The organism is Actinosynnema sp. NPDC091369 (assembly GCF_044757065.1).
GTDB lineage: Bacteria > Actinomycetota > Actinomycetes > Mycobacteriales > Pseudonocardiaceae > Actinosynnema.
Genome location: NZ_JBIVUG010000003.1, coordinates 557,463 through 578,588, shown reverse-complemented (window position 1 = coordinate 578,588; position 21,126 = coordinate 557,463). Strand labels below are relative to the sequence as shown.

The window sequence follows — 21,126 nt, the reverse complement described above, 5'->3', positions numbered from 1 at the left end:
TCGGGGCGCGGGCGGCCGGGGTTGTCGGTGGTCCGGGCTAGCGTGCCCGGCCATGACCCTCACCATCGGCATGATCACCATCGACACGGCGGACCCGCGCCGGCTCGCGGCCTTCTGGGCCGAGGCGCTGGGCACGACCGTGCGGCACGACTGGGGCGAGTTCCTGGTCCTCGCGCCGCCCGCCGGGGGTGGGCCCCAGCTGGGGTTGCAGCGCGTGGACGACCCGACTCCGGGCAAGAACCGGGTGCACTTCGACGCGCACGTGCCCGACCGGGCGACCGAGGTGGCGCGGCTGGTGGCCCTGGGCGCGACCGAGGTCGGCGAGCACACCGTGCCGGGGCTGACCTGGACCGTCCTGGCCGATCCGGACGGCAACCAGTTCTGCGTCGGCCAGAGCGACGGCGCCGAGGAGGCGTGACGGGTGGTCGCCGGGCGGGCGCATAGGCTTGCCCGTCGTGTTGGTACTGCTCCCCCCGTCGGAGACCAAGGCCCTCGGCGGCTCCGGTGCGCCGCTCGACCTCGACCGGCTGTCGCACCCCGAGCTGACGCCGGTGCGCGGCAAGCTGGTCGACGCCCTGGTCGACCTCGCCGCCGACGTGCCCGCGAGCCTGGCCGCGCTGGGCCTGTCCGAGCGCCAGGCGGGCGAGGTGGAGCGCAACGCCGAGCTGCGCCGCTCCCCCACGCTGCCCGCGCTGGCCCGGTACACGGGGGTGCTGTACGACGCGCTCGGGCTCGCCGAGCTGACGAAGACCGAGAGGTCGCGGGCGTTCGCCCGCCTCTCCGTCGCGTCGGCGCTGTTCGGCGTGGTCGGCGGTGGCGACCCGATCCCGGCTTACCGGTTGTCCGGTGGCAGCGCGCTGCCGTCGGTCGGGCCGCTGGGCGCGCTGTGGCGGCCCGCGCTGGAGCCGGTGCTGGCCGCGGCCGACGAGTTCGTGGTCGACCTGCGGTCGAGCCCGTACACCTCGTTGGCGCGCATCCCCCACGCCGCCGTGGTCCGGGTGGTGACCGAGGACGGCAAGGGCCGGCGCAACGCGGTCAGCCACTTCAACAAGGCGCACAAGGGTCGGCTCGCGCAGGCGATCGTGAAGTCGCGGTCCGAGCCGACCGACCTCAAGGGGCTGGTCAAGCTCGCGGTGCGGGCCGGGCTCCGGGTGGAGCCGACCGGCCCCCGGACCGCCGACCTGGTCGTCTAGGTCGACCGGGTGGCCGTCCGGCCCGGTGCCGGACTAGCAGGCCGGGCTCACCCGCGCGGACGTGACCGCGCGGTGGCGCGTCGCGCGGGCCGGGGTCGGGTGCGTGGCCGCAACGCGCACGTCCGCGGCCACGCGGACCAGGTCCCGGTCCTCGACGTCGGCGCTGCCGGCCAGGCGGGAGCCGAGGTGGGGCTGACGGCGGTGGTTGCGCTCCAGGCCGTAGACGACCAGGGAGACGACGGCCAGGGCGATGAGGATGAAAGCCATGGCACCAACTGTGCGATGCGCAAGATCCAGCCACAATTGGCACTCTTGCCGTTGTGCGTCAAAATCCCGCCAACTACCGTGACGGCATGCTGCGCACCGTTGCCGCCGTCGTCCTGGACGGCTTCGCGCCGTTCGAGTTCGGTGTGCTCTGCGAGGTCTTCGGCGTCGACCGCACCGAGGACGGCGTGCCGCTGATCGACTTCCGGGTCTGCGGCGAACGCCCCGGCGAGCCGATCCGCGCGGACGTCGGCGCGTCCCTGGTCGTCGACCACGGGCTCGAGGCGCTGGCCGACGCCGACCTGATCGCCGTGGCGGCGGTGAAGCTCCGGGACGAGTACCCGCCCCGCCTGCTGGAGGCGCTGCGCGAGGCGCACGCGCGAGGCACCGCCCTGCTGTCGGTGTGCAGCGGCGCGTTCGTGCTCGGCGCGGCGGGCCTGCTGGACGACCGGCCCTGCACCACCCACTGGCGCCACGCCGACACGCTCGCCGAGCGCTTCCCGCGCGCCAAGGTCGACCCGGACGTGCTGTTCGTGGACGACGGCGACATCGTCACCAGCGCGGGCACCGCCGCGGGCATCGACGCGTGCCTGCACGTGATCCGCCGCGAGTTCGGCGCGACCGCCACGGCCGCCGTCGCCCGCCGGATGGTCGTCGCGCCGCAGCGCGAGGGCGGCCAGCGCCAGTTCATCTCGCTGCCCGCGCCGCCGAACCGGGCCGACAGCCTCCAGCCGCTGCTGGCGTGGTTGCAGGACCGGCTCGACCAGGAGCACACGGTCGCGAGCCTGGCCGAGCGGGCGACCATGTCCGAGCGCACCTTCGCCCGCCGCTTCGCCGCCGAGACCGGCGCGACACCGCACCGCTGGCTCACCACCCAGCGGGTGCTGCGCGCCCGCCAGCTCCTGGAGGAGACGGAGCTGACCGTGGAGGACGTGGCCCACCGCTCCGGCTTCGGCACCGCGGCGTTGCTGCGCCACCACTTCACGACCGTGGTGGGTGTGCCGCCAAAGGATTACCGGCGGTCTTTCGCCCACCGCTGACCGCCGTTTGCGTGACGGAGCGTCGGGATTTGTCACCTGTCGTGAGGGTGATGACAGAATGGCCGGGTGACTCCCGACACACCCGGCGACACCTCGTTCCCCGCCGTCCCGGAGCCGGTGACCCCGGCCCGGTTGCGAGGGGTCACCGAGGACCTGCGGACGGACGCGCTGGACGCGCCGGAAGCGCTCAAGCGGGTGTGGTCGGGGCTGTGCCTGGCCCGGCTGCTCGGCCTGCGCCTGGCCCGGTCCGCCCCGGCCTGGCAGCAGCGGCAGCTCAACGCCGAGTCGGTGGAGCACCAGCTCGCGCACGACCTCGGCACGTCGGCGACGTTCGCCGACACCGCGCTCACCTTCCCCGACGACCCCGCCCCGGCCCCGCTCGCGGCGGACGAGGTGGACGACGCCGTGGCCGCGCTGGTCGACTTCAGCGGCACGGCCCGGCAGCGGATGCTGGCCGTCGCGCCGCGCGCCACGCAGTGGCACGACGAGCGCGTGCTGCGGCACGACTCGCTGGTGATCCGCCAGCTCGGGGCCGCCTGGTTGGGCGAGCGCGGCAGCTACCGGCTGGAGACGCGGTAAATCGGTTGCGCCCGCGCCGAGCGGCCGGGCACCCTCTGCCCGTACGCGCAGAGCGCCGGTGGTGGCAGACCACGGCGGAGTCGAGGAGGTGCCAGATGGCGACAGCTGTCCGGGACGTGGCACCGACCCGTCCGCTCGCCCCACTCGCCTGACGCGAACCCGCGCGAAGGACCACACCGCGCCGGTGGGGGCGATCACTCCCACTTCACCTGGAGTCCATCCAGTGCGCGAGCACGAGCAGTACACCGAGTTCGAATCCGACTTCGACCACGCCGACGACCTGCGGTGGCGGGCCAAGAAGGCGAAGAAGGCCGCCGCACGCCGTGAGGGCGACGTCGAGCCGGGCCGTCGCGGCCGGCTCACCGAGGAGGCCAAGGACCGCCTCGCCCAGATGCGCGAGGACGCCGTCGCGGCGGACACCCCGCCGGACGGCGACCGCTGGTCCACCTGGGGCGACGCCGACCAGGGCCCCAAGCCGCACCCGGAGTGGCTGGTCACCGACCTGTCCGCGGTGGACCGCGAGCTGGGGATCGTGAAGACCGGCAAGGAGGCGGACGTCTTCCTGCTGGAACGCGCGATGCCCGGCACCGACCGGTCGTGCCTGCTGGCCGCGAAGCGGTACCGCAGCAACGACCACCGGCTGTTCCACCGGGACGCGGGCTACCTCGAGGGCAGGCGCATGCGGCGCTCCCGCGAGATGCGCGCGATGGCGACCCGCAGCGCGTTCGGCCGCAACCTCATCGCCGAGCGGTGGGCGGTGGCCGAGTTCGCCGCGCTGACGACGCTGTGGCAGCGCGGCGCGCCCGTGCCCTACCCGGTGCAGCGGGACGGCACCGAGCTGCTGCTGGAGTTCGTCGGCACGGACGGCGCGGCGGCGCCCCGGCTGGCGCAGCTGCGGCCGGAGCCCGACGAGCTGCTGGGCCTGTGGCGGCAGCTGGTGGACGCGTTGAGCGTGATGGCGTCCGTCGGGCTGGCGCACGGCGACCTGTCGGCGTTCAACCTGATGGTGCACGACGGCAGGCTGGTCGTGATCGACCTGCCGCAGGTGGTGGACCTGGTGGCGAACCCGCGCGGGCCCGAGTTCCTGGAGCGGGACGTGCGCAACGTGGCCGGCTGGTTCACCGCGCGCGGGCTGTCGCCGGAGCTGGCGGAGCCGCGCGAGATCACCGAGATGCTGCTGGACGAGGCGGGTCTGCGCTGAGCAGCGGCCAGACGAGGTCGAACAGCTCCTCCGGCGGGCGGGTCTCGTCGGTCGCCAGCCAGTGGTAGACGAGCGGGCCGAACAGCAGGTCGCGCACGAGCTCCGGGTCGACACCGGCCCGGAGCTCGCCGCGCGCCACCCCGCGGCGCACCACCTCGTCGACCAGCGCGTGCCGCTCGGCGAGGAAGCCGTCGACCAGGCCGGGCACGCGGCGGGCTTCGGCGTGCACCGCGAGCACCACCCACGACAAGCCGCCGACCAGCGCTTTCGCCAGGCGCAGGAGGTCTTCGCGGGCACTGCCGGTGTCGGGGTCGGCCAGGGGCACGACGTCGGTCAGCAGCACGTGGGCGACGAGGTGCAGCTTGGTCGGCCACCGGCGGTAGAGGGCGGGCCTGCTCACCCCGGCGCGGGAGGCGACGGCGTCGAGCGTCAGCGCGTCGAAGCCGATCTCCCGGAGGAGGTCGAGGGTGGCTTGGGTGAGCGCGCGGTCGATGTCGGCGCTGCGGGGTCGTCCGGCCATGCGTTACATCATGTAACGTAAATACATGGTCAGCAAGAAGGTCACCTGGGGGTTGCTCGCCGCGTGGGTCGTGCACGACCTCGAAGAGCTGGCGACCATGGCTCGCTGGACGCGAGCCCACAAGCACGTGCCGACGACCACGACACCCGAAGCCGCGATCGCCATCGGACTGGTCGGGGCGGTGGTGGCCGCGGCAGCCGCGGACGGCGCCCGCACCTGCGGGAAGTCGAAGCTCTTCCAGACGGTGCTGACCGGCTTCGGGCTGCACGCCGTCACGCACGTGGCGAGCAGCGCGGTGTGCCGCGGCTACACGCCCGGGGTCGTCACCGCGCCGATCGTCGTTGCTCCGTTCAGTTGGTGGGCACTCCGTCGGCTCAAGCGGGCAGGGGTTGCCGTACACCCCTCCCCACGTGCGCTTTTGTGGTTCCCGGTGATCGTCGGCGCGGCGCACTGGATCGCCCGTTCCGCCACCCGTGTGCGCGAGAACACCGCCGGGATGACGAACCACGGCCGGTGATCGGCTAGACTGAGTGGTGCACCGCCCGGTGGCGCCACAGAGTGCCCCAGGCCGCCAGAGTGGCCGGTGGTGCTTCCCAACCACTATCGGCGCGATCCGCGCGCCGGGCCCGTCCCCGCGATCGCGCCTGCTCAAGCAGAGCAATCCTCGAGACGTGCCGTGTCCCGGAGGTTTGTTTTGCCGACAATGTCCCAAGGCCGTTCCGAGCGCCCGCAGTTCCGCAAGCCCCGCAGCAACAGGCGCCCAGGCCAGGGCAACCGTCGTCCCGCTCCCAGCGTGGAGCTGACGACCACCATCCCCGAACACGTCGAGAGCACCATGCCCGAGGGCCCGCTGCCCTCGTTCGCCGAGCTGGGCCTGTCCGACGAGCTGCTCCGCGCGCTCGAGCAGGCGGGCATCACCGATCCGTTCCCGATCCAGGCCGCCACGCTGCCGGACGCCATGGCGGGTCGTGACCTCCTCGGTCGCGGCCAGACCGGCTCCGGCAAGACGCTGGCGTTCGGCCTGGCGCTGCTGTCCCGCCTGACCGGTGGTCGGGCCAAGCCGCTCAAGCCGCGCGCGCTCGTGCTCGTGCCCACCCGCGAGCTGGCGATGCAGGTCGAGGAAGCCCTCAGCCCGTTCGCCCGGTCGCTGGGCCTGTGGTGCCGCACGGTCGTCGGCGGCACGTCGTTCCCGCGCCAGGTCGACGCGCTGCGCCGCGGCGTCGACCTGCTGATCGCCACGCCCGGTCGGCTGTCCGACCACGTGCGCCAGGGCACGGCCGACCTCTCCGAGGTCATGTTCACCGCGTTGGACGAGGCCGACCAGATGGCGGACATGGGCTTCATGCCGCAGGTCCGGGCCATCCTCGACCTGACCCCGCAGAACGGCCAGCGCCTGCTGTTCTCCGCGACGCTGGACGGCGACGTGGACAAGCTGGTCCGCCAGTACCTGCACGACCCCGTGGTCCACTCGGTCTCGCCGCCCACCGGCAGCGTCACCACCATGGACCACCACCTGCTGTTCGTGTCCGCCGAGGACAAGCAGAACGTGGTCACCGAGGTCGCCGCGCGCGAGGGCCGCACGATCATGTTCGTGCGCACCAAGCACCACGTGGACCGGTTGGCCAAGAAGCTGCGGTCGATGGGCGTGCACGCGGGTGCGTTGCACGGCGGCAAGGCGCAGAGCGCCCGCACGCGCGTGCTGAGCCAGTTCCGCGAGGGCACCATGCCGGTGCTGATCGCCACCGACGTGGCGGCGCGCGGCATCCACGTGGACGACGTGAGCCTAGTGGTGCACGTCGACCCGCCGGCCGACCCGAAGGACTACCTGCACCGCGCCGGTCGCACGGCGCGCGCCGGGCAGTCCGGCACGGTCGTCACCCTGGTCACGCACGACCAGCGGCGCACCGTGCAGGGCCTGACCGCGCGGGCGGGCGTCCGGCCGACGTCGACCAAGGTCCGCCCCGGTGACGAGGAGCTGGTCCGCATCACGGGCGCTCGCGTGCCGAGCGGCATCCCCGTGGTCGAGCCGGAGGTTCCGGTGCGTGCCCGTCGTGGCGGCGGTGGCGGTGGGCCTCGTCGCAGTGGCGGCGGCGCCGGGGGTGGCTTCGGCGGGTTCCGCGGTGGCCGTTCCGACCGCGACCGGAGCGGCGCCGGCCGTCCGCGTCGGGTGGCGCAGCACTAGTTCTCCGATGTGACAGCGGCACCCCGCCCGGTTGGGCGGGGTGCCGCTGTCGTGCGCGGCGAAGTCAGGAGAGGCCGTTGGACACCTGGCGGACGGTCTTGTGGGGGAAGCGTTTGCGGACGTGGGCCTCCGCGGGGGAGCCGGGGACGACGTAGACCGGTTCTTCCTTGTCCTGGAGGGGTTTGACGACCTCGGCGAGGAAGCCCTTGCGGTCGTCGAGGAACGGGCCGATGACGTCCTCCCCCGCCGGGCACGCGGCCATGCAGTAGGCCGCCTTGTAGTTCGGGCGGAACGCCAGGCTCTGCCACATCGACGCCGACTCCGCCGGCGACACGCGCCGGCGGTAGTCCTCGCGGTCGGTGCTGTCGGCGACGTTCTCCACCCAGTCGGTGAAGCCGCTCATGAACTCGCGGTAGTTGTGGGTGTAGCAGTCGAGGAAGTTGAAGGCGCCGTCCTTGGAGATCGCGCCGACCGGGCACGCCGCCACGCACAGCTTGCACTCCAGGCACGGGTTGAAGTCGGTCGGCGTCGAGTGCTCGTCCACCTCGAAGTCCACCACGACGGTGCCGAGGAGGATGAAGTTGCCGAACTTCGGGTGGATCAGGTTGCGGTGGATGCCGATCCGGCCCAGACCGGCTGCCTGCGCGACGAGCTTGTGCGAGATCACCCAGCCGCGGCCGGGGAAGTCGTCCATCTCCTGGGGGAAGGCGGAGGCCGGGTGCACGGCCCGGTGGCCGGCCTGCTGGAGGGCTTTGGCGAGGCGGTGACCGACCGCGTCCGCGTCGTCCAGGGTGTGGTGGAACTCGGTGTTGGCGATGCTGCGCAGGGGGCTGCGGACGTTGTCGCGGTTCATCCGGACGCAGAACGCGATGTAGGTGCGGGCGCCGGGGAGGGCGGTTCGGGCGTGGTCGCGGTCGACGGCCAGCTCCGGGAGGTCCACGGGGACGAAGCCGACGTCGTCGGCGCCTGCCCGGTGGGCCAGGTCGCGCAGCCAGGCGGTGGTGGGCGGGGGTTTCGGGGTGGCGGGGCTGGGGTTGGCCTTCCGGACCTGGCGCACGGTCGGGTGGTCTTCGATTCGCATCGTGCTCCCCTAGAGGCTGAGTTGCTCAGCTGAACTTAGCTTGGCTGAGTTTTCTTCGGCAACCCTGCGGTAGGGTCGGGGCATGGGAGTCGTCATCGAGAACGACCGGTGTTCGATCGCGCGGGCGTTGGTGCTGCTCGGTGAGCGGTGGTCGTTGCAGATCGTGCGGGACGTGTCGAACGGGGTGCGGCGGTTCGAGGACCTGCGCGAGCACCTGGGGGTGGCGCGGAACGTGCTCAGCAGTCGGCTGTCGTCGTTGGTGGACGCCGGGTTGCTGGAGCGGGTCGCGTACCGGGAGTTCGGGGCGCGGCAGCGGCACGAGTACGCGTTGACGGCTGCGGGGCGCGAGCTGTGGCCGGTGTTGATGTCGTTGATGGCTTGGGGCGACAAGCACTTGGCCGACGGGCCGCCGCCGGTGGAGCCGGAGCACGTGGGGTGCGGGGGGAAGGTGTCGCTGGTGCCGGTGTGCGAGCACGGGCACGTGGTGGAGGCGGGGAAGGAGTTGGGGTTGCGGCTCGGCGGTGGGGCCGGGGTGTAGGGGCGGGTCGGGGCCGGGTGGAGGTTTCGGGAGTCAGGTGATGAGGGTGTCGGCGCGGGTGGTGCGCATGTGGAGCACGTGGCGGCCCTCGCGGCGGGTGGTGACCAGGCGGGCGGCGCGCAGGACGGCGATGTGCTGGGAGACCGCGCCGGCGGTGACGCCCAGGGCGGTGGCCAGGTCGGTGGTGCTCTTCGGGGCTTCGAGCAGGGTGAGCAGGTGCGCGCGGGTGCGGCCGATCAGGGCGGCCAGGCCCTGGGGGGTCTCGCGGTCTTCCCAGAGGGTGGCGATGCCGCGGGCGGGGTAGCGCAGGACGCCCTGGCCCACCGGGTCCAGGGCGATCCACGCCTTCGGCCAGCAGAAGGCGCTGGGGCACAGCACGAGGCCGTGTTCGGTCAGGTCGACGCGGTGCTCCGGTTTGCGGTGCAGGACCAGTTCGCCGTCGGACCAGGTGACTTCCGGGTGGAGGTCGTGGAAGACGGCTTCGACGCCCTTGTCCGCCAGGGTGGCGGCGCGGGTGGCGATATCCGCTTCCAGGACTGCAGTGATGCGCTTCCAGTGGGGTGCGATGAGGCGGTCGTGGCAGTGGCGGAGGGTGGTGGCCTCCGGTTCCGGGACGCGGCGCAGTTCGGTGTCCAGGTCGGGCATGCGGACGTCCGGGACGGGCATCAGGTCGGCGGGTTTCCGCGGGCCTTCCAGCCGGGACAGCAAGCGGTCCAGGTCGGGGATGCCGTCGAGGCGTTCCCGGGCCCAGCGCACCCAGGGCAGGTGGACGGCGTGGGTGCCGGGGGTGCGCAGGCCGTCGACGGCCATCACGGTCTCGAACACCGGGGAGTAGGCGAACCTCAGCCTGGCCAGTCCCACACCGGCGAGCCGCACCCACACCGCCACGACGTCCTCCCGCGACCATTGTCCCATCCGGACGGTGGCCTGCCCTACCTCGCATGGTCCGGCCGGCACCAGTGATCTTGAGCGGGCACCGGGCGAGGCTGTGCGACATGACGAAGACCTGGCACCGGCCCACCCTGTGGTTGGCCGTGGTGATGGCGGTGGGCGCGGTGGGGTGCGCGGTGGCGATGGTGCTCGACGGGAGGGTGATCCAGGGCGCGTCGGTGTGGGCCAAACCGTTCAAGTTCGCCGTGTCGTTGGCGGTCTACTCGGCGACGCTGTCGTGGATGCTGTCCCTGCCGCACCGCGCGCGGAGGTGGACGGCCGGGGCGGCGACGGTGATCGCGGTGATCATGTTCGTGGAGGTCGGGCTCATCGCCGTGCAGGCCGGGCGGGGCATGTTCACGCACTACAACAGCTCCGACGACCCGCTGAACCAGTTCGTGCAGGTGACCTTCGGCACGGCGATCCCGGCGATGTTCCTGACCAACGTGGTGCTGGCGCTGGTGCTGTCGTTCCAGCGGTTCGCGCGGCCGGACGTGCGGTCGGCCGTGCGCAGCGGGCTCTACCTGGCGATCCTGGGCATGGCGTCGGGGTACCTGATGGTGGGGCCGCACGAGCCCGTCGCGGCGGTCGACGCCGGTGGGCGCGAGGTCGAGCTGGTGGGCGGGCACAGCGTCGGCGTGGCCGACGGCGGGCCGGGCATGCCGCTCACGGGGTGGAGCACGACCGGCGGGGACCTGCGGGTGCCGCACTTCTTCGGGATGCACGGGTTGCAGGTCATGGTGCTGCTGGTGCTGGGCCTGGCGGCGCTGGGGCCGGCGGAACGGGTGCGCACGCGGCTGGTGGCGGTGGCCGCGCTGGGGTACAGCGGGCTGTTCGCCCTGCTGGTCTGGCAGGCGTTGCGCGGTGAGCCGCTGGTCCACCCCGGCGGCACGACGTGGGCAGCCCTGGGCGGGCTGGTGGTGGTCGTCGCCGCCGGGGCGGGCCTGGTGCTCAGGAGCGGAAGGGCAGTTCCGCCGCCAGCGCGGCAACCGGTCCCACAACGATGATCGCGGGCGGGCGGATGCCGTGCTCGGCGATGTCGTCGGCCAGCGAGGCGAGCGTGGACCGCACGACCTTCTGCGTGCGGGTGCCGCCCTCCTGGATCACCGAGACCGCGGTGTCGCCCGGCCGGCCCGTCATGAGGGCTCGCGCGAACGCCGCCGCCCGCTCCACCCCCATGAGGATCACGACCGTGCCGGACAGCCGCGCCAACGCCGACCAGTCGACCAGGGACCGCTCGTCGTCGGGCGCGACGTGCCCCGACACGACCACGACCTCGTGCGCGACACCCCGGTGCGTCACCGGCACGTCGGCCAGGGCCGGCACGCCGAACGCGCTGGTCACGCCGGGCACGACGGTGACCGGCACGCCCGCCTCGGCGCACGCGATCAGCTCCTCGAAGCCCCGGCCGAACACGTACGGGTCGCCGCCCTTGAGGCGGACCACGAACCGGCCCGCCTTGGCGTGGTCGACGAGCGTGGTGTTGATGAAGTCCTGCGTCGCGGCGCGCCCGTACGGGATCTTGGCCGCGTCCACGACCTCGACGTGCGGCGGCAGCTCGTCCAGCAGCTCGCGGGGGGCGAGCCGGTCGGCGACCACGACGTCCGCCCTGGCCAGGAGCCTGCGACCGCGCACGGTGATCAGGTCGGGGTCGCCCGGTCCGCCGCCGACGAGGGCGACGCCCGCGGGCTGGTCGTGGTGGTCGGCGATCGAGCCGTCGCGCAACGCGGTGAGCAGGCCGTCGCGCACCCCGGCGGAGCGGCGGTGCTGCCCGCCGGCGAGGACGCCGACGAGCAGGCCGTCGTGCTCGCCGACCGCCGGCGTCACGGCGGTGCCCTTCACGGCCACGTCGGCGCGCACGCAGAACACGCGGCGCTCCTCGGCGTCGGCCGTGATCCGCGCGTTGACCTCGGGTGAGGAGGTGCAGGCCAGCACGTACCAGGCGCCGTCGAGGTCGCCGTCGGCGTACTCGCGGGCGTGCCAGACGGCCTCGCCGCCGTCGACGATGCCCTGGACCGCCGGGGTCACGTCGGGCGAGATCACCTCCACCCTGGCGCCCGCCGCGACCAGCCTGGGCAGCCTGCGCTGCGCGACCGTGCCGCCGCCCACGACGACGACCCGCCGGCCGGTCAGGTCCAGGCCCACGAGGTAGTGCTGTTCACCGTGCATGGGTAGAAGCATCCACACCAGACATGTCCTGTCCAACCCGGGTGCTTCACATCACGGGAACCTCGACGGTGGTGGCGAGGCCGCCGCCCGAACTCCGGCCGGCCCCGTCCCGGCGCTACCGCTGTTCGATCCAGGCGTTCGCGGCGGCCGAGCGGCAGCGGACCTTGGTGGTGCCGGTGCCGTTGCTGATGGAGAGCCACGAGCTGTCGACGGTCGTGCCGTCCTCGCAGGAGGCGACCAGGCGGAACGAGCCGCGGCCCTCGCAGCGTCCGATCGCGGACTTGCCGTCGACCGCCGCGGAGCACGAGTGCAGCCCTTCGGCCGCGGCCGCCACGCCGGGGGCGGCGAGGAGCAGGACCAGCATCACGAGTAGTTGGCGCATGGTCCGGGATCGAACACGCCGGACGTGCCCACGACCGGCAAGACACCCGGTCGTGGGCACGTCGCGGGTGGTTACAGCTGCGCGGTGATCACGGAGTAGTACGAGGCGATCCGCGCGTACACGCCCGGGTAGCCCGCGAGCGCGCAGCCGCGGCCGAACGAGGTGGCGCCGATCAGCTTGCCGCCCGCGACCAGCGGGCCGCCCGAGTCGCCCTGGCAGGTGTCGGTGCCGCCCTGCGGGTAGCCGGCGCACACCATCGAGGTCGGGCTGTAGTTGGAGTAGGCCGTGCGGCAGGTCGAGTCGGACGTGACCGGCACGGTCGCGCCGAGCAGGTACCGCGACGCCGAGCCGCCGGAGGACGTGGTGCCCCAGCCGTAGATGCGGGCGCTGGTGCCGGCCGCGTACAGGGCGGTGTCGTTCGGGGTGGCCAGCGGCAGGTACGTGGAGTTGATGCTGGTGCCGAGGGTCAGCACCGCGACGTCGTAGCCCGAGCTGGCGGTCCGGTAGCTGGGGTGCACCCAGATGGAGCTCACCGTGGCCACGGTGCCGGCCGTGCTCTGCTTGTCGTCGCGGCCGTGCACCACGCGGGTGCTCGACGCGCTGCGCCCGCTGACGCAGTGCGCGGCCGTGACGACCTTGTTGGCCTTGACGAGCGTGCCGCCGCAGAACTGGCCGCCGGTGCTGGTGGCCAGGTACACCACCCACGGGTAGGTGCTGGTGGACACGCGGGAGCCGCCCACGATGAACGGCGACACGCCGGTGTCGGACGAGGGCTCGGCCGAGGCGGGCGCGGTGGTCATCAGACCGACCGCGGCCACGGTCGCGGCCAGGACGGTGAGCAGGCGACGCAGGGTTTTCGCCATGTCGATCCTTCCGGTGCGGGGACGCCCTGTGCGGGCGCTCCTCCAGCTAGGACCAAGACGACGAAAGCGACAACCGCCTTTCGACGGTCCGTCGGAACTTCACAGTTGACGAGTGACTCCGGTCACGCGGACGACATCCGCCCGAATCGGCCCGGAAACAACCGGCCCGGCACCGGCCTCCACGAAGGCCACGGCCGCGCCCGCCTCGGCCAGCCGCACCGCGCCGTCGGCGGCGACCCGCGTGCCCGGCCGCAACAGGTGCCGCACCTGGTCGACGCACTCGGCGCGGCCGACCACGACCGACGCCCGCCTCAGCTCGGCCTCGGCGCGCGGCGTGCGCTCGTCCGCGTCACCGGGTCCGAGGCCGACCAGCGCGAGCCGGCCGCGCGGCAGGACCCGGGCGGCGGCGACGGTCACGCCCTCGCCCTTCACCTTCTCCGCCGCGATCTCCACCCGGCCGCCGGCCGACAGCTCCATCGCGCCGCGCAACGCCGCCGCCTCGGCCACGCTGGGGATGCCGATGGCCAGCTCCGCCGGGTTCGGCACGGGGATCACGGCCAGCTCCTCGCCGGGGTAGGCCAGCAGCGGCGCGGTGGTCGAGTCGTGCCAGAAGCCCCAGTCCTCCAGCGCGTCGGCGATGCCCTGCTCGACGACCTTGCGGTCGAGCGTGGCGAACGCCCGGACCGCACGCAGGTCGAGCCCGCGCTTCTCCTCCAGCTGCGCCAACGCGGCCGACACCGCCGAGGCCGACACGCCGGTGCTCGACCCGACGCCCACGACGAGCGTGCGCGGCACGACCCGCACCACGCGGTCGTCCACCGGACCCTTGGGCACGCGGTCGTCCACCAGCACGGTCCACGCGGTGTCGTGCCCGGACCCGACGACGTTGTCCGGCAGCGCGGGCAGCGGGAAGCCGAGCGGGTTGGCCAGCAGCACGGGTTCGCCCAGCCGCACCGCCTCGCCGCACGCGGCCAGGTCGCCCTCGACCGTGGCGTCCAGCAGCTCGACCAGCTCGTCCAGCGGCGAACCCGCCGACGCCGACGTGGCCACGGCCTGCGCGCCGAGCACGTCGGCGACCCGTTCGGCCAGGGCGTCCGCGCCGCCGAGCAGCGCCACGGCGAACCCGCCGTCGACGCACACCACGCCCGGGTCGGCCCGTTCGTCGCGCAGCAGCGGCGCGACCAGCCGCACGGTCGGTTCCGTGCCGAGGAAGAACACCGCCGAGCCCAGCCGGGGCCACAACGCGCGCAGCGCGGGCCCGATCGGCCCGTCCGGCACGACCGCGTCCGGGCCGAGGAAGCCGGCCAGCTCGACCGCGGCCCGCCGCCCGCGCTCACCGGCGGCGAACACGCCGATCACGCCTTCTTCACCCCCCACAGCACGGTCACCGGGTTGGTGGCCAGCAGCGTGCCGCCGGTGAGCCGCGCGGCGGACACCTGGCTGCCCTCGACCTCGTACCCGGCCTCCAGCAACGCGTCCCGGGCGGGCAGCACGCGGTCCAGGTCGGGGGTCGCCACCACGACCCGCCGCGCGCCGGACCGCACGCTCTGCCGCACCACGTCCGCGCCACCGCCGCCGACGAACACCGCGTCGGGCCGGGGCAGCTCGCCCGCCTCGCCCAGCTCCGCCTCGACCACGCGCACGTCCACGCCGTGCGCGGAGGCGTTGGCGATGATCCGCACGCACTGCACCGGGTCGCGTTCCACCGCGACGACGGCCGCGCCGAGCCGGGCGCACTCGACGCCGATCGCGCCGGGGCCCGCGCCGACGTCCCACACCAGCACGCCGGGGCGCGGCGCGAGCCGGGCCAGCACCAGCGCCCGCACCTCGGCGACGGCGATCATGCCGTCGCGCTGGGCGAAGTCGCCGTCGGGCAGGGCCCAGCCCTCGCCGGTCGGCGCGAAGTTCTGCTCGGCCAGGCACAGGATCGCGCCGGGCTCGGACCACCGGCGCGCGACCGCGTCCGCCGGGTCCACAGTGGACAGCCCGGCGGCCGAGGCGACCACCAGGGAACGGCGCCAGCCGGCCAGGTCCCGGGCCAGCTCGGCCGGGTCGGCGCCGGAGACGACGACGGCGGGCCGGGCCCGGCACACGTTCACCGCGTGCCGCAGGCCGAGCGCCCCGGCGTCCACCACGGTGACGTCGTCCCAGGAACGACCGGTTTGCTCGACGAAGCGGTGCAGCGCGACGACGTCCATGTCAGTTCACGCGCTTGTTCTTCTTGGCCCGCGTCCCGGACTGCTTGCGCGGGGTCGTGCTCGCCTGCACGGTGGCGGGGTTGCGCTTCGCGGCGGCGGCCACCACGGGCTTGGCCTTCGGCTTGGCCTCGTCGTCCGCCGACTGCTCGGGCGCGTCCGTGACGAGGTGCAGCATCGGCTCGCCGACCGGTTCGGGCTTCGGCCTCGCCGCCGAGCGCTTGGTGCGCGCCGTCTCCTGCCAGTCGTGCACCGCCGACCACGCCGCCGCCGACGGCGACTCGCCCGCCGACTTCACCACCGGCCGGCTCGCCCGCTTGACCCACTTCGAGGGCCGCGGTCGGCGCACCGGCTCGTCGCCCTCGACCACGGCGACGCGGCGGCGGGACGCGGGCTGCGCCAGCACCTCGCCGACCAGGAACAGCGTGGTGCGGTAGAGCTTGTGCTCCTTCACGCACGCCTCCAGCTCGCCCACGGTGGTCTGCGCGACCGTCTCGTCGGGCAGGGAAACCTTGTACGCCACCACGACCGGCGTCTCATCGGCGTAACCGCCCGCGCGCAGCCGTTCGACCAGCAAACCGGCACGGGCGCCGGACGCGGAGATCGCCATCGTGGTGCCGTGCGCGGCGAACTCCTCGACGTGCTCGGCGGTCTCGGGCCCGACCAGCAGCACCGACTGCGCGACGTCCGAAGTGGTCAGCTCCCGGCCGACGGCCGCCGCCGCGGCGGACACCTGCGACACGCCCGGCACGACGTCGGTCTCCAGGCCGAGGCGGCGGCACGCGTCCTGCTGGTCGCGCAACCCGCCCCACAGCGACGGGTCGCCCGCGTGCAGCCGCACGACCTTGAGCTTGCTCACCGACGCGCGCCGGTACACCTCGACCACGTCGATGTCGGTGACGCGGGAGAAGTCGACCAGCTCGGCGTCGGGGCGGGCGTGCTCGCGCACGCACTCCGCCTCGATCACGCTCGGGGCCCACAGCACGACGTCGGCCTCGGCTATCCGCTTCGCGCCGCGCACGGTGATGAGATCGGCGGCGCCGGGACCGGCGCCCACGAAGGAGACCCGACCAGTCATCACAACTGCTCCCCACGACGTGTTCGGCTTGGTGGGCAAGGACCGTACCGCGCGAGCGCGATCCACTAACGAGTGGCCTCGGAGCGCACGGACTCGCTCGCGCAGGCCCGCACGAAGCGGGTCACGGCCTCCGGCGCGGACGCCGGGTGGGTGTGCAGGTACGACGCGTGCACCCGGCCGAGGACGAATCCCTCGGCCACCGGGCGCAGGTCGTGGCCGCGCCACTGCCAGGCCGGTTTCGCGCCGTGCGGCACGCTCAGCGCGGTGCGGTGGAACTCGTGCCCGGTGATCCGGGAGCCCGCGCGGGCCAGCACCGAGTCCTGCGGCGCGACGGCGTCGCGGTAGCCGAGGGTGAGCCGGGGCGTCATCGCGCCGTCGGCGTCGATCACCCCGCACATCGGCGCGCCGTCGAGGGAGTTCGCCAGGTACAGCAGGCCGCCGCACTCGGCGTGCACCGGCGCGCCGCCGCGGGCGAGGGCGGCGACGGCGGCGCGCAGCCCCTCGTTGGCGGACAGCTCGGCGGCGTGCTGCTCGGGGAACCCGCCGGGCAGCACGAGGCCGGTCGTGCCGTCGGGCAGTGTCTCGTCGCGCAGCGGGTCGACCACGACGACCTCCGCACCCGCGGCGTCGAGCAGCTCGACCTGCTCGGCGTAGCCGAACGTGAACGCCGCGCCGCCCGCGACCGCGATCGTCGGCGTGCCGCCGACCGGCTCGACCTCGGCGCGCGGGTCCCAGGTGGGCACGGCCATCGCGGGCGCTTCGGCGGCGAGGCGGCGCACGGCGTCCAGGTCGACGTGGCGCGCGACGGCGTCGGCGATGGCGGACACGGCGGCGGTGGCGGCCGGTCCGTGCTCGGCCGCCGTGACCAGGCCGAGGTGCCGGGACGGCAGGGCGAACCGGTCGTCGCGCGGCAGCACGCCGAGCACTTCCAGGCCGACCTCGGCGCACGCGCCGCGCAGCACGTGCTCGTGCCGGGCGGAGCCGACCTGGTTGAGCACCACGCCACCGAGCCGCACGGTCGGGTCGTAACCCCGGAAGCCGTGCAGCAGGGCGGCGAGGCTGCGGCTCTGGCCCCGCGCGTCGACCACGAACAGCACGGGCGCGGACAGCAGCTTGGCGACGTGCGCGGTGGACCCGACGCCCTCGGTGTCCACCCGCCCGTCGAACAGGCCCATCACGCCTTCCACCACGGCCAGGTCGCAGCCGCGGGCGCCGTGCGCGAACAACGACGCCACCCGGTGCTCGCCGACCATGACGGGGTCGAGGTTGCGGCCCGGCCGGCCGGTGGCCACCGAGTGGTAGCCGGGATCGATGTAGTCGGGGCCCACCTTGAACGGCGCGACCTTGTCGCCCGCGCGCCGCAGCGCCGCCATCAGGCCGGTGGCCACGGTGGTCTTGCCGCTGCCCGACGCGGGCGCGGCGACCACCAGCCGGTTCACCACTCGATCCCCTTCTGCCCCTTCTGGCCCGCGTCCATCGGGTGCTTGACCTTGGTCATCTCGACCACCAGGTCGGCGGCCTCGACGAGCCGGTCCGGCGCGTGCCTGCCGGTGATGACGACGTGCTGGTGGCCGGGCCGGGCGGTCAGCGCCTCGACCACCTCGTCCACGTCGATCCAGCCCCAGTGCAGCGGGTAGGTGAACTCGTCCAGCACGTACAGGCCGTGCCGCTCGGCGGCCAGCCGGCGGCGGATCTCCTGCCAGCCCTCGCGCGCGGCGGCGGCGTGGTCGTCCTCGGTGCCCTGCTTGCGGGTCCAGGACCAGCCCTCGCCCATCTTGTGCCACTCGACGGGGCCGCCTTCGCCGGTCTGCTCGTGCAGGCGGCCCAGCGCGCGGAACGCCGACTCCTCGCCGACCTTCCACTTGGCCGACTTCACGAACTGGAAGACGCCGATGGACCAGCCCTGGTTCCACCCGCGCAGCGCGAGGCCGAACGCGGCGGTGGACTTGCCCTTCATCTCACCGGTGTGCAGCACGACCAGCGGTCGGTTGCGGCGCTGCCGGGTGGTGAGGCCGTCGGTGGGCACGACGGAAGGTTGACCTTGGGGCATCTCGGCGCTCCTACGCGGCTCGGGCCGCGCGCACGACGCCGGCCACCTGGTCTGCGGACAGTTCCTCCAAGCGCACGCACGCCGCGTCCAGCGCGCCCGCCACCCGTGCGGCCAGGCCGAGCCGGACCGGTCCGTGCTCGCAGTCGACCACGACCGACGCGACCCGGTCGGCGGCCAGCAGGCCCGCGGCGCGCAACGCGTCGCGCAGCGGGTCGCCGCCCGTGCCGGTGGCCGTGGCGCGGCCGTCGGTGAGCAGCACGAGCAGCGGTCGGCGGCGCGGGTCGCGGACGCGTTCGGCGGCCAGCACCCGGTGGGCGCGCAGCAGGCCGTCGGCCAGCGGCGTGCGGCCGCCGGTGCGCAGGGAGCGCAGCCGGGCCGCCGCGGCGTCCACCGAGTTCGTCGGCGGCAGGGCGACCTGCGCCTCACGGCCGCGGAACGTGACCACGCCGACCTTGTCCCGCCGCTGGTAGGCGTCGCGGAGCAGGGAGACCACCGCGCCGCTGACCGCGGACATCCGCTGCCGGGCGGCCATCGAGCCGGACGCGTCGACCACGAACAGCACGAGGTTGCCCTCCTTGCCCTCCCGCACGGAGAGCCGCAAATCCTCACCGCGCAACCGCAGACCGGGGCCGCTGCGGCCCCGGGCGGCCTGGTGCGGGGCCGCGGCGGCGAGCGTGCCGACCAGGTGCAGGCCCGTTCCGTCCACTGTGGACGGTCGGACCACCCGCCCGGTGCGGGCGCGGGCTCGCGACCGCTTGCCCGGCGCGCCTTCGCCGACGCCCGGCACCTGCAACAACCGGGCGCGGAACGCGGGGGCGGGCGCGTGCGACCGCTCGGCCGAGCCACCGCCGGCACCGGCACCGTCCGATGTGGACTCCGACGGTTCGTCGGGCAGCGACGAGCCGCCACCGTCGTCGTCCGGACCCTCGGGCTCGCCGTCCTGGGCGGCTTCCGCGCCTTGCTGGAGCGCGTCCTCCAGCTGCTCCTCCTCCAAGCCCGGCTCGTCGAACGGGTCACGGCGCTTGCGGTGCGGCAACGCCAGCCGCACGGCCGCCTCCACGTCCTCCTCGGCCACCTCGGCGGCTCCGCGCCAGGCGGCGTGCGCGGTCGCGGTGCGGGCCACCACGAGGTCCGCGCGCATCCCGTCCACCTCGAACGCGGCGCAGATCGCGGCGATGCGGCGCAGCTCGGCGTCCGGCAGCACCACGTCCCCCAGCCGCTCGCGCGCGGCCACGATCCGCCGGGCCAGCTCCTGGTCGGCCTCGGCCCAGCGGGCGGCGAACCCCTCGGGGTCGGCCTCGTAGGCCAGGCGCCGCCGCACGACCTCGGTGCGCGTCGGCACGTCCCGCGACGCGCGCACCGCGACAGTGAGGCCGAAGCGGTCCAGCAGCTGCGGGCGCAACTCGCCCTCCTCCGGGTTCATGGTGCCCACCAGGAGGAACGACGCGGCGTGCGAGACGGACACGCCTTCGCGCTCGACGTGCGCGCGGCCCATGGCGGCGGCGTCGAGCAGCAGGTCCACGAGGTGGTCGTGCAGGAGGTTCACCTCGTCCACGTACAGCACGCCCCGGTGCGCGGCGGCCAGCAGGCCCGGCTGGTAGGCGCGCACGCCCTCGGTCAACGCGCGCTCCAGGTCGAGCGAGCCGATCAGCCGGTCCTCGGTCGCGCCGACCGGCAGCTCGACCAGCCGCGCGGGACGGCGTTCGGCGGCGTGGCCGTGCGGCCCGTCGGGGCAGTCGGTCGGCACGGCCGGGTCGCAGCCGAACCGGCAGCCGGGCACCACGTCCAACCCGGGGAGCAGCGCGGCGAGCGCGCGGACCACGGTCGACTTCGCGGTGCCCTTCTCCCCTCGGACGAGCACCCCGCCGATACCGGGGTGCACGGCGTTGAGCAGCAGAGCCGTGCGGAGGTCGTCGTGGCCGACGACAGCGGAAAAGGGGAAACGCGCGCCCATGCGGCGGTGTCCTTCCTCGGGTGTCCACGCCCGTGTCCGGTCGATGAGTCGGGGGTCGAGTTCCTGACTCCCGGCTCCTCGGTCCGGTCACAGTGGCGGGACCGTGCCGGATTCGCACCGGCTTCCTCGCGCACCCCCTCTACAGCCTGGGCATCGTCGCACTTCCGGGGGCGTGGTCCAAGCGCCGGGCGGGCGAGGACGATCACACCGGCGATCCCGTGCCGTTCCCCGGCCCGGTTCCGACGACCGGCGCGGCGTGGCCACCTACCTGCCCGCCAGCACGTCCCGCGCCAGCGAGAGCACGCCGGCGCGGACCCGGGGCACGCCGAGACCGCACTGGTGGACCAGGTGGTGCAGCACGTCGGCGCGGAGCTGGGCCAGCAGGGCGTGGGCCAGGTACTCGGCGTCCGCGCCCGGCCGGACCCGGGTGATCAGCGCCACCAGGCGCCGGTGGGTGAGGTCGGAGTTCGAGTCGCAGGCGATGCTGCGCGAGGACACCCGCTCCAGCGCGGTCACCAGGGGCAGCGCGGCCAGCACGTGGTCGAACAGGGTGGCCACGAACGTGATCACCCGCTCCTCGGCCGGGACCGCCGACGCTTCCAGCAGCGCCTCGGACTCGGCCCGCCAAGCCTCGGACGTCTCGTCCACGACGGCGCGCACGAGCCCGTCGCGGTCGCCGAACCGGCGGAACACCGTGCCCTTGCCCACCCCCGCGGCGGCGGCGACGTCCTCCATCGAGAAACCGTCGGGCCCGTGCTCGGCGATCAGGCGCGAGGCGGTGGCCAGGATCGCGGCGCGGTTGCGCTCGGCGTCCTTCCGCATCGCCGACCTCCTCGACCTTGACAAAAGTGGACCGGCAGTCCGTATGGTAGCCGAGAGGAAGCGGACCGGCGGTCCGCTTGAAATC

23 protein-coding genes and 1 riboswitch are annotated in these 21,126 nt (G+C 74.1%); of the genes, 9 read left to right on the top strand and 14 right to left on the bottom strand.

Features of this window, described 5'->3' with window-relative positions; all coding sequences use genetic code 11:
• Window positions 1–52 precede the first annotated feature (52 nt).
• The gene (locus ACIQMJ_RS15285) at window positions 53–418 is read left to right on the top strand and encodes a VOC family protein (RefSeq protein ID WP_499761585.1); all 366 of its coding nucleotides are present in this window, start codon (window positions 53–55) and stop codon (window positions 416–418) included.
• A 37-nt stretch (window positions 419–455) separates the two neighbouring features.
• A complete protein-coding gene (gene yaaA, locus ACIQMJ_RS15280) occupies window positions 456–1,193 on the top strand; it encodes a peroxide stress protein YaaA (RefSeq protein WP_499761584.1) in 738 nt (245 codons plus the stop codon).
• Between the two features lie 33 nt (window positions 1,194–1,226).
• Here the strand turns inward: yaaA and ACIQMJ_RS15275 are convergent, their stop codons facing one another.
• Window positions 1,227–1,460: a hypothetical protein gene (locus tag ACIQMJ_RS15275; RefSeq protein ID WP_499761583.1), complete on the bottom strand. Its 234-nt coding sequence runs from the start codon at window positions 1,458–1,460 to the stop codon at window positions 1,227–1,229.
• Between the two features lie 86 nt (window positions 1,461–1,546).
• On the opposite strand from ACIQMJ_RS15275, the gene ACIQMJ_RS15270 reads away from it, so the two are divergent.
• From ACIQMJ_RS15270 to ACIQMJ_RS15260, 3 genes are all read left to right on the top strand, one after another.
• Window positions 1,547–2,497 (top strand): helix-turn-helix domain-containing protein, encoded by a 951-nt coding sequence (locus tag ACIQMJ_RS15270; protein WP_499761582.1) that lies wholly within the window; start codon window positions 1,547–1,549, stop codon window positions 2,495–2,497.
• A gap of 66 nt (window positions 2,498–2,563) precedes the next feature.
• Window positions 2,564–3,076, top strand: coding sequence for a hypothetical protein (locus tag ACIQMJ_RS15265; protein ID WP_499761581.1), 513 nt, complete (start codon window positions 2,564–2,566; stop codon window positions 3,074–3,076).
• Between the two features lie 223 nt (window positions 3,077–3,299).
• Entirely contained in the window at window positions 3,300–4,277 is a 978-nt protein-coding gene (locus ACIQMJ_RS15260; RefSeq protein ID WP_499761580.1) for a serine protein kinase RIO, read from the top strand.
• Here ACIQMJ_RS15260 and ACIQMJ_RS15255 read toward each other — a convergent pair.
• On the bottom strand, window positions 4,240–4,797 hold the full coding sequence (locus tag ACIQMJ_RS15255) for a TetR/AcrR family transcriptional regulator (RefSeq protein ID WP_499761579.1): 558 nt from the start codon (window positions 4,795–4,797) through the stop codon (window positions 4,240–4,242). The genes ACIQMJ_RS15260 and ACIQMJ_RS15255 overlap by 38 nt on opposite strands.
• Before the next feature lie 25 nt (window positions 4,798–4,822).
• Here ACIQMJ_RS15255 and ACIQMJ_RS15250 point away from each other — a divergent pair, with 25 nt between their 5' ends.
• Window positions 4,823–5,314 carry an HXXEE domain-containing protein gene (locus ACIQMJ_RS15250; RefSeq protein WP_499761578.1) on the top strand — a complete coding sequence of 164 codons (492 nt, stop codon included), beginning with the start codon at window positions 4,823–4,825 and terminating at the stop codon, window positions 5,312–5,314.
• A gap of 186 nt (window positions 5,315–5,500) precedes the next feature.
• Entirely contained in the window at window positions 5,501–6,979 is a 1,479-nt protein-coding gene (locus ACIQMJ_RS15245; RefSeq protein ID WP_499761577.1) for a DEAD/DEAH box helicase, read from the top strand.
• A 64-nt stretch (window positions 6,980–7,043) separates the two neighbouring features.
• Here ACIQMJ_RS15245 and ACIQMJ_RS15240 read toward each other — a convergent pair whose 3' ends face one another.
• Window positions 7,044–8,060 (bottom strand): epoxyqueuosine reductase, encoded by a 1,017-nt coding sequence (locus ACIQMJ_RS15240; protein WP_499761576.1) that lies wholly within the window; start codon window positions 8,058–8,060, stop codon window positions 7,044–7,046.
• Between the two features lie 82 nt (window positions 8,061–8,142).
• Between ACIQMJ_RS15240 and ACIQMJ_RS15235 the strand changes: the two genes are divergently transcribed.
• Window positions 8,143–8,598: a winged helix-turn-helix transcriptional regulator gene (locus ACIQMJ_RS15235; protein WP_499761575.1), complete on the top strand. Its 456-nt coding sequence runs from the start codon at window positions 8,143–8,145 to the stop codon at window positions 8,596–8,598.
• A 33-nt stretch (window positions 8,599–8,631) separates the two neighbouring features.
• On the opposite strand, the gene ACIQMJ_RS15230 is transcribed toward ACIQMJ_RS15235, so the two are convergent.
• Window positions 8,632–9,513: an ArsR/SmtB family transcription factor gene (locus ACIQMJ_RS15230; protein ID WP_499761574.1), complete on the bottom strand. Its 882-nt coding sequence runs from the start codon at window positions 9,511–9,513 to the stop codon at window positions 8,632–8,634.
• Window positions 9,514–9,593: 80 nt separating this feature from the next.
• Between ACIQMJ_RS15230 and ACIQMJ_RS15225 the strand changes: the two genes are divergently transcribed.
• Window positions 9,594–10,535, top strand: a complete 942-nt coding sequence (locus ACIQMJ_RS15225; RefSeq protein ID WP_499761573.1) for a hypothetical protein — start codon at window positions 9,594–9,596, stop codon at window positions 10,533–10,535.
• Here the strand turns inward: ACIQMJ_RS15225 and cobA are convergent.
• The 10 genes from cobA to ACIQMJ_RS15175 form a co-directional block, all read right to left on the bottom strand.
• The gene (gene cobA, locus ACIQMJ_RS15220; protein ID WP_499761572.1) at window positions 10,480–11,697 is read right to left on the bottom strand and encodes a uroporphyrinogen-III C-methyltransferase; all 1,218 of its coding nucleotides are present in this window, start codon (window positions 11,695–11,697) and stop codon (window positions 10,480–10,482) included. The two genes, ACIQMJ_RS15225 and cobA, sit on opposite strands and share 56 nt — an antisense overlap.
• A 115-nt stretch (window positions 11,698–11,812) precedes the next feature.
• The gene (locus ACIQMJ_RS15215) at window positions 11,813–12,079 is read right to left on the bottom strand and encodes a hypothetical protein (protein ID WP_499761571.1); all 267 of its coding nucleotides are present in this window, start codon (window positions 12,077–12,079) and stop codon (window positions 11,813–11,815) included.
• A gap of 71 nt (window positions 12,080–12,150) precedes the next feature.
• On the bottom strand, window positions 12,151–12,942 hold the full coding sequence (locus ACIQMJ_RS15210; RefSeq protein WP_499761570.1) for a S1 family peptidase: 792 nt from the start codon (window positions 12,940–12,942) through the stop codon (window positions 12,151–12,153).
• A gap of 99 nt (window positions 12,943–13,041) precedes the next feature.
• Window positions 13,042–14,301 carry a cobalamin biosynthesis protein gene (locus ACIQMJ_RS15205; RefSeq protein WP_499761569.1) on the bottom strand — a complete coding sequence of 420 codons (1,260 nt, stop codon included), beginning with the start codon at window positions 14,299–14,301 and terminating at the stop codon, window positions 13,042–13,044.
• The gene (locus ACIQMJ_RS15200) at window positions 14,298–15,140 is read right to left on the bottom strand and encodes a bifunctional cobalt-precorrin-7 (C(5))-methyltransferase/cobalt-precorrin-6B (C(15))-methyltransferase (protein WP_499761568.1); all 843 of its coding nucleotides are present in this window, start codon (window positions 15,138–15,140) and stop codon (window positions 14,298–14,300) included. The genes ACIQMJ_RS15205 and ACIQMJ_RS15200 overlap by 4 nt, the downstream gene beginning before the upstream one ends.
• Window position 15,141: 1 nt before the next feature.
• Window positions 15,142–16,215 carry a cobalt-precorrin-4/precorrin-4 C(11)-methyltransferase gene (locus ACIQMJ_RS15195; protein WP_499761567.1) on the bottom strand — a complete coding sequence of 358 codons (1,074 nt, stop codon included), beginning with the start codon at window positions 16,213–16,215 and terminating at the stop codon, window positions 15,142–15,144.
• Between the two features lie 65 nt (window positions 16,216–16,280).
• A complete protein-coding gene (locus tag ACIQMJ_RS15190; RefSeq protein WP_499761566.1) occupies window positions 16,281–17,654 on the bottom strand; it encodes a cobyrinic acid a,c-diamide synthase CobB in 1,374 nt (457 codons plus the stop codon).
• Window positions 17,651–18,265, bottom strand: a complete 615-nt coding sequence (gene cobO, locus ACIQMJ_RS15185; RefSeq protein ID WP_499761565.1) for a cob(I)yrinic acid a,c-diamide adenosyltransferase — start codon at window positions 18,263–18,265, stop codon at window positions 17,651–17,653. Before cobO ends, ACIQMJ_RS15190 begins: the two co-directional genes overlap by 4 nt.
• A 10-nt stretch (window positions 18,266–18,275) precedes the next feature.
• Window positions 18,276–20,219, bottom strand: coding sequence for a putative cobaltochelatase (locus tag ACIQMJ_RS15180; protein WP_499761564.1), 1,944 nt, complete (start codon window positions 20,217–20,219; stop codon window positions 18,276–18,278).
• A 57-nt stretch (window positions 20,220–20,276) separates the two neighbouring features.
• Window positions 20,277–20,347: riboswitch (cobalamin riboswitch) on the bottom strand.
• 136 nt (window positions 20,348–20,483) lie between these two features.
• Window positions 20,484–21,041 carry a TetR/AcrR family transcriptional regulator gene (locus ACIQMJ_RS15175; RefSeq protein ID WP_499761563.1) on the bottom strand — a complete coding sequence of 186 codons (558 nt, stop codon included), beginning with the start codon at window positions 21,039–21,041 and terminating at the stop codon, window positions 20,484–20,486.
• Window positions 21,042–21,126: the final 85 nt, after the last annotated feature.